Source organism: Promicromonospora sp. NPDC050880, assembly GCF_044456525.1.
Classification (GTDB): domain Bacteria; phylum Actinomycetota; class Actinomycetes; order Actinomycetales; family Cellulomonadaceae; genus Promicromonospora.
Genome location: NZ_JBITFV010000002.1, coordinates 266,232 through 280,486, shown reverse-complemented (window position 1 = coordinate 280,486; position 14,255 = coordinate 266,232). Strand labels below are relative to the sequence as shown.

Below are 14,255 nucleotides of genomic sequence, written 5' to 3'. Positions count from 1 at the left end.
GGCAGGCTGTGTCCGTGCCTCCAGCGACCAAGCGACGTACCGCCACACCACCCGCCGGCCGCAGCTGGGACGAGCCGACCCTCGCGCCGGTCGTGCTCGTCCGCGGCGCCGAGCCGCTGCTGACCGAGCGCGCGGTGGACGGTGTGCTGCGACTCGCCCGGGAACGGGACCCGGAGGTGGAGAAGGTCGAGCTGGAGGGCGCCACGTACGGCGCCGGACAGCTCGTGGTCGCGGCCAGCCCGTCGTTGTTCGGCGAGGCCAAGGTCGTGGTGGTCCGGTCGGCGGAGGCCGGCACGGAGGAGCTGATGACCGACCTCATCGCCTACGTCGGGGCGCCGGACCAGGAGACCGTCGTCGTGGTGGTGCACGGCGGTGGGCAGCGCGGCAAGAAGATGCTCGACACGATCACGAAGTCGGGTGCGCCGGTGATGGTGTGCGAGCCGGTGGCGAAGGACGCCGAGAAGGCGTCGTTCGTGGCGGGGGAGTTCAAGGCCGCCCGCCGTCGGATCGACGCCGAGGCCGTGCGGGCCCTGGTCGACGCGCTCGGCAACGACCTGCGCGAGCTCGCGTCCGCCTGCTCTCAGCTCATCGCTGACACGACCGGCACCGTCACCGCCGGCACGGTGGACCGGTACTACGGGGGCCGTGTGGAGGCCACGGGCTTCCGGGTCGCCGACGCGGCCGTCGCGGGTGACGCGGGCTCCGCCGTCGCGCTCCTGCGGCACGCCCTCGACACGGGGCTGGACCCGGTGCCGATCGTCGCGGCCCTGGCGCTCCGGCTGCGCAACCTCGCCAAGGTCGCCTCGATGCGCGGTGGCGGGCTCTCGGCCAAGGATCTGGGCATGGCGCCGTGGCAGGTCGACCGCGCGCGCAAGGACCTGCGCGCCTGGACACCCGAGGGGCTCGCGGCGGCGATCTCCGCGGTCGCGCAGGCCGACGCCGACGTCAAGGGCGAGGCCCGGGACGCGGTGTTCGCCGTGGAACGGGCGGTCATGACCATCGCCCGCTCCCGCCGAGCCTGACGCTGCTCCGCCGAGCCTGACGTTGCTCCGCCGAGCCTGACGTTGCTCCGCCGAGCCTGACGCTGCTCCCGTCGCACCAGCACCCCGGAAGCGCCGGACGGCCCCGCGGCAAGGTGCGCTTCTACCCAGTCATCGGGCCCAGAAATCACGTGGATTCTGGGCCCGATGACTGGGTAGAAGCGCACTTCGTCCGGGGTGGGCGGTCAGCGGCGGCACACCGCCGCACACCGCCGCACACCGCCCGCGCTTCAGGGCAAACGAATGACGCCGCCCACCCCGAGGGGCGGACGGCGTCAGACGAAGTGGCTCAGAGAGCAGCGACCTGCTTCGCGATGGCCGACTTGCGGTTCGCGGCCTGGTTCGCGTGGATGACGCCCTTGGCGACAGCCTTGTCGAGCTTGCGCGACGCGACGGCAAGGGCGACCGTCGCGGTCTCCTTGTCGCCGGCGGCGATGGCCTCACGCACCTTGCGGACGTGGGTCTTCAGCTCCGACTTGACGGACTTGTTGCGCAGACGAGCCTTCTCGTTCGTCTTGATGCGCTTCATCTGGGACTTGATGTTTGCCACGAGTGGACTTCCTGGTGTGTTCGCCGGATGGCGAGCGGATAGGTCGTAGAGGGCGGTCGCAGATCCGGGACTGGGGTGGGGACCCGTGGAGAGGAGCTGCGACTGTGCCCGCCGACCTGGGCGGACACGCGACCTCCAAGATTACCAGAGGGTTGCGCCCTGTACCGAACGGCCGGCTGTGACGGCGGTGACGTCCGCGCGCGGCAGAAAAGCGGCGCCGACGAGTCGCCCTAGACTCCGCACCATGACTACCGCGACCCTGAGAGGCCGATTCCAGTGGACCGTGGTGGTCCCCCTGCTTGCCCTGGTGCTCCTGGTGGTGACCTGGAGCAACCACGAGCACCCGGTCGTCCTGGCGGTCATCGGGGCGGCGCTGGTCGGTGCGGTGCTCGCGGCGGTCCACCACGCGGAGGTGGTGGCGCACAAGGTCGGTGAGCCGTTCGGGTCGCTCATCCTCGCCGTCGCGGTGACCGTGATCGAGGTCGGGCTGATCCTCATGCTGATGAGCAGCGGGGGCGACGCGTCCAGCACCTACGCCCGGGACACCGTCTTCGCCGCCGTGATGATCACGTTCAACGGGATCGTGGGCCTGTCGCTGCTCGTCGGGGCGAGCAAGCACCGTCTGGTCAGCTTCAACGCGTCGGGCACCGGCTCGGCGCTCGCCACCGTGATCGCACTGGCCGGCGTGACCCTGGTGCTGCCCCGCTTCACCACCTCGGCCGAGGGTGGTGCGTACACGCCCTTCCAGCTCGGCTTCGCCGCGGTGGCGTCGCTGACGCTCTACGGGGCCTTCGTGTTCACGCAGACCGTGCGCCACCGCGACTTCTTCCTGCCGGTCACCAGCGACAAGTTCGGCCGCGTCACGGGCGTCATCCGGGACGAGGACGGCGACGACCACGCCGACCCGCCGTCGGCCCGGGAGGCCTGGATCAGTGTGGTGCTGCTGCTCGTCGCGCTGGTCTCCGTGGTGTTCCTGGCCAAGATGCTCTCGCCCACCATCGAGCACACGGTCGCCGCGGCTGGACTGCCCTACGGGGTGGTCGGCGTGGTCATCGCGTTCCTCGTGCTCGCGCCCGAGTCGATCGCCGCCGTGCGCAACGCCCTGCGCAACCGGGTCCAGACGAGCCTGAACCTCGCGTACGGCTCGGCGATGGCGTCGATCGGCCTGACCATCCCCAGCGTCGCCGTCGCGATGATCTGGATGGACGGGTCGCTCACGCTGGGCCTCGACCCGACGCAGATGGTGCTGCTCGCCGTCTCCGTTGTGGTGGCGATGCTGAGCATCGCGCCCGGCCGGGCCAAGACGCTCCAGGGCGTGGTGCACCTGGTGCTGCTGGCGGCGTTCCTGGTGGTCTCGATCCAGCCGTAGCCGCCCGGCCGCGGCGGCCACCGAGGCCGCGGCGGCCCGCCGGTCAGAGCGCCGCGACAACCCTGTCGAAGACCGCCTTGTCGAGGACGGCGCCCTCGCGCCGCACGGCGTCCGGGTGGATCCGGACCACCCGGTTCAGCCGCACCTCCGAGGGGCGGCCGGAGCGGTCCCACGCCCCGGTGCCGATGTCCATCCAGCGACGTCCGGCGCGGGCCTCCTGCTCGGCGTCGCGGTCGTGGTCCTGGCTGGTGAGCTGCAGCCCGAGCAGCCACGGGCCGTCGTTGCCCACCAGGAGCACGGGCCGGTCCTTGCCCTGGCTGTGATCCTCCTCATAGGGAACCCACGACCAGACCACCTCGCCGGGGTCCGGTTCGCCGTCGAGCTCGGGCCGGTAGACCGGGGTGACGGTGCCCACGTAGTCGCCGGGGTAGCCGTCGGTGTCGGGGAGGGTCCGGGTCGCCTGGCGCGTGGGCCGGGGCGCCGGTGCGGGCCGGTCACCGCCCGTGCGACGGTCGTTCTGGTCGAGTGCGGTGCGGGCCACGGCCTCGACGACGTCGCCGAGCAGCTTGAGCCACGGGTTCTGGGTCACGCAGGGCAGGGTAGCCCGACGTCGGCCCGCGGGCAGGCGGGGCGGCGCCGGGCGACCCGGGAGCGCGTCAGGTCAGGTCGAGCGCCCGGTCCATGTACTTGACGACCTCGTCGAAGACGTCCTGGTCGAGGATGTCGCCCTCGCGGCGCACGTCGTCCGGGTCGATCCGGATGACCCGGTTGATCCGCACCTCCGACTCGCGGCCGGAGGGGTCCCAGCGGCCCGTGCCGACATCCATCCAGATGCGGCCCGCCCGCGCCTCCTGCAGCGCGTCCCGGTCGTGGTCCTGGCTGGTGAGCTGGAGGCCGAGCAGCCACGGTCCGTCCTTGCCCACCAGCAGCACCGGCCGGTCCTTGCCCTGGCTGTGGTCCTCCTCGTAGGGGACCCACGTCCAGACGACCTCGCCCGGGTCGGGGTCGCCGTCCAGCTCGGGGTTGTAGAGGGGGTGGACGTCGCCCTCGTAGTCGCCGGGGTAGCTGTTGTCTGATGCGAAGGTCACGTCCGGAACCGTACCGGAACGGGTGAACTGCACATCAGCGACTTACCCGGCGCATTGCCGGGCGAACTCCGCGAGCTCGGCTGCCATGGGTGCCGGCTCCCAGCTGTGCATCGCGCCCGGCACCTCCTTCTCCGTGCCCTCGCGGACGCCGGCCACGATGCTCGCTGCGGCCACGGGCATCTCCGGGAAGGTCTCGGCCCCGTACATCGCGAGCACGGGCGCGGTCACCTCCAGCGTCCCGTCCTCCAGGGCCCGCTGCGCCCAGGCCAGCGACTGCGCGTCCGCGCGGTAGGCGGCGACCGTCCGGGCGAGGACGGGCCAGGCGGGCGACGCCTCCAGCCCGGCGAGCCATTCCGGCGGCATGTCCTTCATGTAGTGCCGCATGGCGTTCTCGTGGTCGCCGGCATCGAGCAGGCGCTCGATCTCGTCGGCCCATGCCCGGGTGGTCGCCGCGGGGTCGCCCAGAGGTGCCTCCCAGAGGGCCAGGCCGGTCACGGGCAGCCCCGCTGCGGCGGCCCGCAGGCTCACCGAGCAGCCGGACGAGTGCCCGACCAGCACGGCCTTCCCGCCCGCCACGTGGATCATCGCGGCCACGGCGGCCAGCTCGCGGTCGAGGTCGAGGCGGCCCTCGGCGGGGCTCTGGCCGCGCCCGAGCCGGTCGAACGTGACGGTGGTGAACCCGGCGTCGGCGACGCGCCGGGCCGTCTCGGCCGTGACGGGGTCGTCGGCCCGGTCCGGCCCGGCGCCCGTCACGAAGACGATCGCGGCCCCGGTCCCGCCGCGCAGGTCGTAGGCGACACGGTCGCCCTGGCTGGTGGTGGCGAAGTCGGTCATGCCACGTCCGACGACGACGCCCCGCCGAACTCATCGACGGCGGCCGGACATGGCGTCCGTCGACGCGTACCGAACGTAGGCTTCCTCGCCCCATGACCGCCGAGGCAGCGACCAGCCCTCCGGTCGACGGCGGTGGCCCCGAGGGCGGCGGGTGCGGGCCGCGAAATTGCGTCGACCGGGTCTTGCTCGTGGTGCCACGGTGGGGCCATGCGCCTGCACGACGACGAGGTCGTCTCCACCCCGGGACTCGTCCATCGCCTGGTCACCGAGCAGTTCCCGCGCTGGGCGCACCTGCCCGTGACGCCCGGGCCCGCCGGCGGCACCGACCACCACCTGTTCCGGCTCGGCGACGACCTGCTGGTCCGCATGCCCAAGATCGCCTGGGCCCAGGACCACGCCCTGGCCGACGCCCGCTGGCTCCCGCACCTGGCCGAGCACCTGCCCGTCGAGGTCCCGGCGCCCCGGGCGGTCGGCGAGCCCGGCGCGGGCTACTCGTTCCGCTGGTCGGTGGTGCCCTGGCTGGTAGGGGATCCGCCCGCGCCCGGTGACCTGAGCCGTGCCGGCGTCCGCGACCTCGGCGAGCTCGTCGCGGCCCTCCGCACGGTGCCGGTCGACGGCGGCCCCGTCAAGGACGGCACCTCGCGCGGCGTCCCGCTCGCCCGGCTGGACGACGACGTCCGAGCCGCCGTGCTCGCGTCCGGGGACCGGATTGACGGCCCCGCCGTGACCGAGGCGTGGGAGCGGTCGCTGGCAGCACGCCCGGCGGCCGAGGGCCGCTGGATCCACGGGGACCTCCTGCCGGGCAACCTCTTGGCTCGCGGGGGCCGGCTGACCGGTGTCATCGACTGGGGCGCCATGGGTGTCGGCGACCCGGCGGCCGATCTGATCCCCGCCTGGGCTACCGGTCTCACCGCCGCCGAGCGTGCCGACTTCCGGGCGGCGGCGACCGACGGGCTGCCCGACCCGGACGACGCCTGGGAACGGGGCCGCGGCTGGATGCTGGTGCAGGCCGTGATCGCCTTGCCGTACTACTGGGACCGCTGGCCGGCCTTCGCCAGGGCGGGGCAGGAGCGGATCGCCGCGGTGCTCGCGGGCTGAGCGCGCCGCCGGGCATGGCCGCGAGACGACGGGACGGGAAACTCGTGCCTGTTTCGTGTACAGAGCCGGCGCCGGGCAGTACGGTCGCGACGCACGTCCGACGTGGGCGGTAGCGACGTACCCCCGAGGAGAGCCATGACAGGAATCATGCGCAGGTCGGCCCTGCTCGTCGCCGGGGTCCTGGCGTGCGCGGTCGCGCTCGGCGCGAGTCTCGTGCGCCCGCCCACCGGGAGCGCTGCCGTCGCGGACGGCCTCGACGTCACCCTCAGGAACGACGCCGGCAACGTCTACACGATCGGTTGCCGGTACGACGCCGCGTCGCCGAACTGGTACGGGTCCGACATCGAGACGACGAGGTCACCCGACCTGTGGTACCCGGTCGATGGCGGAACGGTCCAGAGGTGGCGCCTCGGGTTCCGCCGCACGGGCGACGCGTCCGCCGAGGGCGGCCGCTGCGTGACCGGGACGTCGACGACGCTGCGCGGCTCCGGGGACTTCTCGGCGCACGTCTACATCCACAGCAACGTGACCGACTCCGTCGGCGTCTTCACCGTGGCCATGATGCCGGAGGTGTTCACGGTCGAGGAGGAGCTCGACCTGTTCGTCGCCAACCTGCTGGAGGACGGGGTCAAGAAGGTGAAGATGGGCACCCCGGGGATGTCTGTCGGTGTGCCGCTCGCCGACGTCGATCAGCAGTGGATCACCGCACGCCTCCAGAAGCGGGGCGCGACGTGCAAGTTCTCCGTCGTCAAGGCTGACGGGGCGACGCTGGACCTCGGGACTCGCGAGTGCCACAACTCCCCGACGTCCGGCCGTGTCGTGGTCAATGCCCGCGCGCGGAACGGCAGCAGCTTCGACCCCAGCTTCGTCACGCTCGACGAGGTCCGGTGGGTCAAGAGGGACCCGGGCGCCCCCTTCTCCTGATGCCTACGGCACGTCTCCTGATGCCTACGGCACGATCGGCTCGGCCAGCGCCGCCTCCAGGTCGGCGCGGTCGCCCTCCACGGTGAGCCCTGCCTCCGTCGGCGTGAGCCGGTGCCACAGCATCAGCGCGATCCCCTCGGCGGACCCGGAGACCACGACGCGTGGCGAGACCTCCTCGCCGCGCTGCCCCGGGGCCCCGAGCACCCACGCGGGTGTGCCGGCCACGTCGGTGGCCACCAGGGACACCGGGTGCCGCAGCGGTTCCATGCGCCCCAGGCCCACCTGCCGGGGCTGGAGCACGGTCACCACCTCGTCGACGCCGTCCGCCCACACCTCCGGCTCGGCGTGCGCGAGGCCCAGGGTGCCCGCTCCCGCGGACGCCGCCAGCAGGTCGTGCAGGTGCACGAGCGTCTCGTGCACCTGACGGCGGTGCCAGAACCGCACCGGCCCGGGACCCAGGGGCTCGGGGTGGGCCAGCACCCGCGCCGTCGCGTCGGGCGGGAGCTCGGCCAGGGCCCGCCGCAGCGTGGCGGCCTGGGCGGCGTAGTGCGGTGCGAGGTCGAACGGGCCCTCGCCGAGCGGCTCGGTGTCCACCCGGTAGGCGTTGCTCGCCGCCCAGCGGTGCACCCCGGCGAGATGCTCGACCAGCTCGCGCACCGTCCAGCCGTCGCACGCGGGCACCCGGGCGGCAGGGTCGGCGCCGGGCAGGGCGGCGAGAAAGTCGCCCTGGAGGCGGGCCAGCAGCGACAGGTGGTCGAGGGTCATGTGCGGAAAGGTACCGCCCGCCACCGACACGACCGGACGGGCTCCGGATGACGAGCCGGGTGAACCGTGGAACCGTAGGGACACCTGGGTCGTTCTCCACGCGACGTACCCCGGCGGACCCGCCGAGGGGCAGCGCCAGCACCACACAGTGAAGGATCATGGACGCAGACAGTCATAGTCCCCGCCCAGCCGTACGCCGTAGCACCCCGGGCCGGAGGTGGTGGCGTTGAGCTGGGTGATCTCTCTCCTGCTGGGCGTGCTGGTGATCCTCGCGATCACCGCTGCGACGGGCTACTTCGTGGCGCAGGAGTTCGCGTACATGGCCGTCGACCGGGCCCGGCTCGCGGCCCGTTCCGAGGCCGGCGACGCCGGCGCCCGCCGTGCGCTGGGCGTGACGCGCCGCACGAGCTTCATGCTGTCGGGCGCGCAGCTCGGCATCACCGTCACCGGCCTGCTCGTCGGCTACGTCGCCGAACCGCTGGTCGGTGAGGCGCTGGGCGAGGCGCTCGGCGGCGTGGGCGTCCCGATGGGCACCGGCATCGCGATCGGTACCGTGCTCGCCCTGGTCTTCTCGACGCTCGTCCAGATGCTGTTCGGCGAGCTCGTCCCCAAGAACCTGGCCATCGCGCGGCCGGAGCCCGTGGCCCTGTGGCTCGCCCGGTCCACCACGGCCTACCTGGCCGTGTTCGGCTGGCTGATCAAGGTGTTCGACGCCGCGTCCAACGCCCTGCTGCGGCTGCTGCGCATCGAGCCGGTGCACGACGTCGAGCACTCGGCGACCGTGCGCGACCTGGAGCACATCGTCGCGGACTCGCGCGCCAGCGGCGACCTGCCCGACGACCTCTCGGTGCTGCTGGACCGCATCCTCGACTTCCCGCGGCAGGACGTGGAGCACGCGATGATCCCGCGCGCACGCGTCGACGTGGTGCACACCACCGACCCGCTGACCCAGGTGCGCGAGCTGATGGCCCGCGGGCACTCCCGCTACCCCGTGGTGGACGACGACGGCGAGGTCGCGGGCGTCGTCCACCTCGCGGACCTGCTGTCCGCGGGCGGGCACGAGCCCCGAGGCGTCGCGGACCTCATGCGTCCTGCTCTCGTGCTGCCCACGTCGATGGGGCTGCCCGACGCCCTGCGCGAACTGTCGGCCACGCGGAACCAGCTCGCGTGCGTCGTGGACGAGTACGGCGGGTTCGCCGGCGTGCTCACCGTCGAGGACCTCGCGGAGGAGCTGGTCGGCGAGATCACCGACGAGCACGACGACGAGATCGATCCCGTCACCGCGGCGTCGGACGGCGTCTGGGTGATGGCGGGCGACGTGCACCTGGACGAGGTGGAGCGCGCCGTCGAGCGCGACCTGCCCGAGGGCGACCACGAGACGATCGCCGGGCTGGCGATCGCCGCCCACGGCACGCTGCCGGCGGCGGGCGACGTGGTCGACGTCGTGCTGCCTGCCGACCCGGCCGACCTGGTCGCGCCGGAGCCGCACCCGGCCGAGGCACTGCGGATCGAGGTGCTGGAGGTGGAGCGGCACGTGCCGTCCCGCGTGAAGGTCACCCTGGTCGAGGCCGAGCAACCGCCGGACGTCGCGACCCAGAGCGCCGCGGCGCACGGGGAGGAGACCCGATGAGCAACCCCTGGGTGGTCCTCGCCGCCACCGTCGTCATCATCGCGCTGAGCGCGTTCTTCGTGGCCGTGGAGTTCGCGCTCCTGGCGGCCAAGCGGCACCGCCTGGAGGACGCCGCGCCCACCAGCCGCTCCGCCCGGGCCGCGCTGCGCAGCGCCAGCGAGCTCACCGTGCTCCTGGCAGGCTCGCAGCTCGGCATCACGATCTGCACCTTGGCGCTCGGTGCCATCACCAAGCCCGCGGTGCACCACTGGCTGACGCCGGTGTTCGAGACGTGGGGTGCCCCGTACTGGGCCGCCGACGTCGCGGGCTTCGTGCTGGCCCTGGTCATCGTCACGTTCCTGCACCTGGTGGTGGGGGAGATGGCGCCCAAGTCGTGGGCCATCGCCCACCCCGAGGCCAGCGCGACGATGCTCGCGCTGCCGATGCGGGCGTTCATGGTCGTGACCCGGCCCGTGCTCGTGGCGCTCAACGGCGCCGCGAACTGGTGCCTGCGGCGCGTGGGCGTCGAGCCCGCGGACCAGGTCGCCTCCGGGCAGGGGCCCGACGACCTGCGGCACCTCGTGGAGCACTCCGCGAGCGTGGGCGCGCTCGACGTGGCGTACTCCGACCAGCTCTCGGGCGCGCTCGACCTGCGCCGCCTGACCATCGAGGACCTGCTGGCCGGCCACGCGGCGCCGTCCGCCGTCGGGCACGGGGCCACGGCCGCGCAGGTGCAGGAGGCGTCCCGCGCCTCGGGCCACCTGCGGATCCTGGTCGAGAGCGACGGGGGTCGGCCGGAAGGTGTCGTGCACGTGCGCGACACGCTCCTGCTGGCCGACGACGCGTCCGTCGCGGACGTGACCCGGCCGGTGTTCGTGCTCGAGGCGGACGTGCCGCTGCACACGGCCCTGACACGCATGCGCGAGACGGGCAACCACCTCGCCGTCGTGCCCCGGTCGGACGGCGACGGCCCGGCCGGCCCCGCGGTCGACTTCGGCGTGGTCACGCTCGCCGACGTGCTCAACCGGCTGCTGCCCCGGACCACGGCGGGACAGCTCGCCTGACGGCGCCGGACCCGGGCGGCCGGTCCGTCCTCGGACGGGCCGGCCGCCCGCGTCACGGGGCCAGTGCGGCGTCGACCTCGCGCAGGAAGTCGGGCAGGTCGCCCGGGTTCCGGGACGTGATGAGCGGGAACCCGGCGCCGTCGTCCCGCACGACCGGCTCGTCCACCCAGGTGCCGCCCGCGTTGCGCACGTCGGTGGCCAGGGAGGGGTAGCTGGTCAGCGTCGCGCCGTCGACCCGGCCGGCCTCCACCAGGAGCCACGGTCCGTGGCAGATGGCGGCCACGGGCCGTCCCGAGGCCGCGAACGCCTCGGCGACGGCCACGGCCGGGCGCTGGAGCCGCAGCGCGTCCGCGTTGATGGTGCCGCCGGGGACCAGCAGCAGGTCGAAGCCGGCCGGGTCGACGGCGTCGAACGTCGTGTCGGGTGCCACCGCCTCGCCCGGCTTCTCGTCGCCCACCAGGGTGCGGACGTCCTCGCCGGAGACGGCGGCGAGGGTCACCACCGCGCCGTGGTCGCGCAGGTGGCGCACCGGTACGAGCAGCTCGTCCTGCTCGACGCCGTAGTTCGTCACGATCGCCAGCACTTGCTTTCCGGTCAGGTGAGACATGGTCGTCCTCCGTCGGTCGGGGTCGCTGTCCCTCGACCGTAGGCACGCACGTCCCCCGCTCGCACGGGACGTGGGAGAATGGAGGCTGGCCCTCTTACGACCACACCACGACGGAGCGAGATCGCTTTGCCCATCCCCGGTCCCACGCTCGCGGCGCGCATCCAGCCGAACGCCACCGCGCCCGAGCTGATCCGCAACTTCTGCATCATCGCGCACATCGACCACGGCAAGTCCACCCTGGCCGACCGCATGCTCCAGCTCACCGGCGTGGTGGAGGCGCGCGCCATGCGCGCGCAGTACCTGGACCGGATGGACATCGAGCGCGAGCGCGGCATCACGATCAAGTCGCAGGCCGTGCGCATGCCCTGGGAGCTCGACGGCACGCCGCACGCCCTGAACATGATCGACACCCCGGGCCACGTGGACTTCACCTACGAGGTCTCCCGGTCGCTCGCGGCGTGCGAGGGCGCGGTGCTGCTGGTGGACGCGGCGCAGGGCATCGAGGCCCAGACCCTGGCCAACCTCTACCTGGCCATGGAGAACGACCTGGAGATCATCCCGGTCCTGAACAAGATCGACCTGCCCGCGGCCCAGCCCGAGAAGTACGCGGAGGAGCTCGCCAACCTGGTGGGCGGCGACCCCGACGAGGTGCTCAAGGTCAGCGGCAAGACCGGCGAGGGCGTCGACGCCCTGCTCGACCGGATCGTCCAGCGTGTCCCGGCCCCGGTGGGCGACGCCGACGCCCCGGCCCGAGCCATGATCTTCGACTCGGTGTACGACACCTACCGCGGTGTGGTCACGTACGTGCGCGTCGTGGACGGCAACCTGAACCCGCGCGAGCGCATCACCATGATGTCCACCAAGGCCAGCCACGAGCTGCTGGAGATCGGCGTCATCTCGCCCGAGCCCAACCCCACCAAGGGGCTCGGCGTGGGCGAGGTCGGCTACCTCATCACGGGCGTGAAGGACGTGCGCCAGTCCAAGGTCGGCGACACGGTCACCAACCAGGCGAAGCCCGCCACCGAGGCGCTCGGCGGGTACAGCGACCCCAAGCCCATGGTGTTCTCCGGCCTCTACCCGGTGGACGGCTCGGACTACCCCGACCTGCGCGACGCGCTGGACAAGCTCAAGCTCAACGACGCCGCGCTGAACTACGAGCCGGAGACGTCGGTGGCGCTCGGCTTCGGGTTCCGCGTCGGGTTCCTCGGCCTGCTGCACCTGGAGATCGTGCGCGAGCGCCTGGAGCGCGAGTTCAACCTCGACCTCATCTCGACGGCCCCGAACGTCGTCTACGACGTGACGCTGGAGGACGGCACCGAGGTCAAGGTCACCAACCCGAGCGAGTTCCCGGGCGGCAAGATCAAGGAGGTCCGGGAGCCGGTCGTCAAGGCGACCATCCTGATGCCGAGCGAGTTCGTGGGCACGGTCATGGGCCTGTGCAACGAGCGGCGCGGCGTGCAGCTCGGTATGGACTACCTGTCCGAGGACCGCGTGGAGCTGCGCTACACGCTGCCCCTGGCCGAGATCGTCTTCGACTTCTTCGACCAGCTCAAGTCCCGCACCCGCGGATACGCCTCGCTGGACTACGAGCCCAGCGGCGAGCAGAGTGCCGACCTCGTCAAGGTGGACATCCTGCTGCAGGGCGAGCAGGTGGACGCGTTCAGTGCCATCGTGCACCGCGAGAAGGCGTACGACTACGGCGTGCTGATGACCGGCAAGCTCAAGGAGATCATCCCGAGGCAGCAGTTCGAGGTGCCGATCCAGGCCGCGATCGGCGCCCGTGTGATCGCCCGCGAGACCATCCGCGCCATGCGCAAGGACGTGCTCGCCAAGTGCTACGGCGGTGACATCAGCCGTAAGCGCAAGCTGCTGGAGAAGCAGAAGGAGGGCAAGAAGCGCATGAAGAACATCGGCTCGGTCGAGGTTCCGAAGGACGCCTTCATCGCCGCGCTCTCCTCCGACTCGGCGCCCAAGGACAAGAAGAAGTAGGTGCCTGCTCTTCCTCCGGGCGTCCCCGTCCCGGACGACGGCGCGCTGCCCGACTGGGTGCGCCCGTCGTCCCCGGACGCCGGCCGGCCGTTCGGTGTGTACGTGCACGTCCCGTTCTGCACCGTCCGGTGCGGGTACTGCGACTTCAACACCTACACGGCGGCCGAGCTGGGTGGCGGCGCCAACCAGGCCGCGTACGCCACGACGGCGCTGCGCGAGGTCTCGCTCGCCCGCCGCGTGCTGGCCGACGCCGGGCGTACGCCCGGCGCGGTGTCCACCGTCTTCTTCGGCGGCGGCACGCCTACGATGCTGCCCGCCACGGACCTCGCCCGGGTGCTCGACGGCGTCCGCGACGCCTGGGGGCTCGCCGACGGCGCGGAGGTGACCACCGAGGCCAACCCGGACTCGGTCACGCCCGAGTCGCTGCGGGTGCTGGCCGACGCCGGGTTCACGCGCGTCTCGTTCGGCATGCAGTCGGTGGTGCCGCACGTGCTGGCGACGCTGGAGCGCACCCACGACCCGGCGCGCATCCCCGACGTCGTGCGCTGGGCGCGGGACGCCGGGCTGGACGTGTCGCTGGACCTGATCTACGGCACGCCGGGGGAGTCGCTGGCCGACTGGCGCGCGAGCGTGGAGGCGGCGCTGGCCACCGGGGTGGACCACGTGTCCGCGTACGCCCTGGTGGTGGAACCGGGCACCAAGATGGCTGCCCAGGTGCGGCGCGGCGAGGTGACGCTGCCCGACGAGGACGACCAGGCGGCGAAGTACGAGCTCGCCGACGACCTGCTGACCGCTGCGGGCCTGCGCTGGTACGAGGTGTCGAACTGGTCCCGTCCGGGCCACGAGTGCCGGCACAACATCGGCTACTGGCGCGGCGACGACTGGTGGGGCGTGGGGCCGGGCGCGCACAGCTACGTGTCCGGTCCGGACGCGGCGCAGGAGGCCGGCGTCCGCTGGTGGAACGTGAAGCACCCGCGCGCCTACGCCACGCGGCTGGAGGCCGGGCAGAGCCCGGGCGCGGGGCGTGAGCTGCTCACGCGCGGCGAGGCGCACCTGGAACGGGTCATGCTGGGCGTGCGGCTGCGCGAGGGCCTCGACCTCGGTGTGCTGACCCCGTCGGGGCGCACGGCGGTGGCCGGTCTCGTGGCCCGCGGGCTGCTCGACGGGCGTGCCGCCCTCGGCGCCGGGGACGGCGGGCCGCGGGCCGTCCTGACCCGCCGCGGGCGCCTGCTGGCGGACGCCGTGGTGCGTGACCTGACGTCCTGAGAGCCCGGCCGCGGCGTCGCCGGTGGTTTGTTTGCGCGGTAGGCGAAACCGT

At 72.8% G+C, this 14,255-nt stretch carries 14 protein-coding genes; 8 read left to right on the top strand and 6 right to left on the bottom strand.

From position 1 onward, the window contains the following. The first annotated feature begins 14 nt into the window (after positions 1-14). The gene (gene holA, locus ACIBBF_RS05160; RefSeq protein WP_397411186.1) at positions 15-1,022 is read left to right on the top strand and encodes a DNA polymerase III subunit delta; all 1,008 of its coding nucleotides are present in this window, start codon (positions 15-17) and stop codon (positions 1,020-1,022) included. Between the two features lie 307 nt (positions 1,023-1,329). On the opposite strand, the gene rpsT is transcribed toward holA, so the two are convergent. Beyond that, positions 1,330-1,590 (bottom strand): 30S ribosomal protein S20, encoded by a 261-nt coding sequence (gene rpsT / locus ACIBBF_RS05155; protein ID WP_397411184.1) that lies wholly within the window; start codon positions 1,588-1,590, stop codon positions 1,330-1,332. A 244-nt stretch (positions 1,591-1,834) separates the two neighbouring features. On the opposite strand from rpsT, the gene ACIBBF_RS05150 reads away from it, so the two are divergent. Next, positions 1,835-2,959, top strand: coding sequence for a calcium:proton antiporter (locus ACIBBF_RS05150; RefSeq protein WP_397411182.1), 1,125 nt, complete (start codon positions 1,835-1,837; stop codon positions 2,957-2,959). A gap of 43 nt (positions 2,960-3,002) precedes the next feature. Here the strand turns inward: ACIBBF_RS05150 and ACIBBF_RS05145 are convergent, their stop codons facing one another. From ACIBBF_RS05145 to ACIBBF_RS05135, 3 genes are all read right to left on the bottom strand, one after another. After that, a complete protein-coding gene (locus ACIBBF_RS05145) occupies positions 3,003-3,548 on the bottom strand; it encodes a type II toxin-antitoxin system PemK/MazF family toxin (protein WP_397411180.1) in 546 nt (181 codons plus the stop codon). A gap of 67 nt (positions 3,549-3,615) precedes the next feature. After that, positions 3,616-4,047 (bottom strand): type II toxin-antitoxin system PemK/MazF family toxin, encoded by a 432-nt coding sequence (locus tag ACIBBF_RS05140; protein WP_397411178.1) that lies wholly within the window; start codon positions 4,045-4,047, stop codon positions 3,616-3,618. A 42-nt stretch (positions 4,048-4,089) separates the two neighbouring features. Then, positions 4,090-4,881, bottom strand: a complete 792-nt coding sequence (locus ACIBBF_RS05135; protein WP_397411176.1) for an alpha/beta fold hydrolase — start codon at positions 4,879-4,881, stop codon at positions 4,090-4,092. Positions 4,882-5,088: 207 nt separating this feature from the next. Between ACIBBF_RS05135 and ACIBBF_RS05130 the strand changes: the two genes are divergently transcribed. Continuing rightward, a complete protein-coding gene (locus ACIBBF_RS05130) occupies positions 5,089-5,979 on the top strand; it encodes an aminoglycoside phosphotransferase family protein (protein WP_397411174.1) in 891 nt (296 codons plus the stop codon). A gap of 135 nt (positions 5,980-6,114) precedes the next feature. Then, positions 6,115-6,903 (top strand): hypothetical protein, encoded by a 789-nt coding sequence (locus ACIBBF_RS05125; RefSeq protein WP_397411172.1) that lies wholly within the window; start codon positions 6,115-6,117, stop codon positions 6,901-6,903. Between the two features lie 24 nt (positions 6,904-6,927). Here ACIBBF_RS05125 and ACIBBF_RS05120 read toward each other — a convergent pair whose 3' ends face one another. Next, a complete protein-coding gene (locus ACIBBF_RS05120) occupies positions 6,928-7,668 on the bottom strand; it encodes a maleylpyruvate isomerase N-terminal domain-containing protein (RefSeq protein WP_397411170.1) in 741 nt (246 codons plus the stop codon). Between the two features lie 226 nt (positions 7,669-7,894). Here ACIBBF_RS05120 and ACIBBF_RS05115 point away from each other — a divergent pair, with 226 nt between their 5' ends. Both ACIBBF_RS05115 and ACIBBF_RS05110 read left to right on the top strand, forming a co-directional pair. Then, on the top strand, positions 7,895-9,298 hold the full coding sequence (locus ACIBBF_RS05115) for a hemolysin family protein (RefSeq protein ID WP_397411168.1): 1,404 nt from the start codon (positions 7,895-7,897) through the stop codon (positions 9,296-9,298). After that, on the top strand, positions 9,295-10,341 hold the full coding sequence (locus tag ACIBBF_RS05110; protein ID WP_397411166.1) for a hemolysin family protein: 1,047 nt from the start codon (positions 9,295-9,297) through the stop codon (positions 10,339-10,341). Before ACIBBF_RS05115 ends, ACIBBF_RS05110 begins: the two co-directional genes overlap by 4 nt. A 52-nt stretch (positions 10,342-10,393) precedes the next feature. On the opposite strand, the gene ACIBBF_RS05105 is transcribed toward ACIBBF_RS05110, so the two are convergent. Continuing rightward, a complete protein-coding gene (locus ACIBBF_RS05105) occupies positions 10,394-10,948 on the bottom strand; it encodes a DJ-1/PfpI/YhbO family deglycase/protease (protein ID WP_397411164.1) in 555 nt (184 codons plus the stop codon). Between the two features lie 126 nt (positions 10,949-11,074). Here ACIBBF_RS05105 and lepA point away from each other — a divergent pair, with 126 nt between their 5' ends. Next, positions 11,075-12,937 (top strand): translation elongation factor 4, encoded by a 1,863-nt coding sequence (lepA, locus tag ACIBBF_RS05100; protein ID WP_397411162.1) that lies wholly within the window; start codon positions 11,075-11,077, stop codon positions 12,935-12,937. Then, positions 12,938-14,203: a radical SAM family heme chaperone HemW gene (hemW, locus tag ACIBBF_RS05095; RefSeq protein WP_397411160.1), complete on the top strand. Its 1,266-nt coding sequence runs from the start codon at positions 12,938-12,940 to the stop codon at positions 14,201-14,203. Positions 14,204-14,255: the final 52 nt, after the last annotated feature.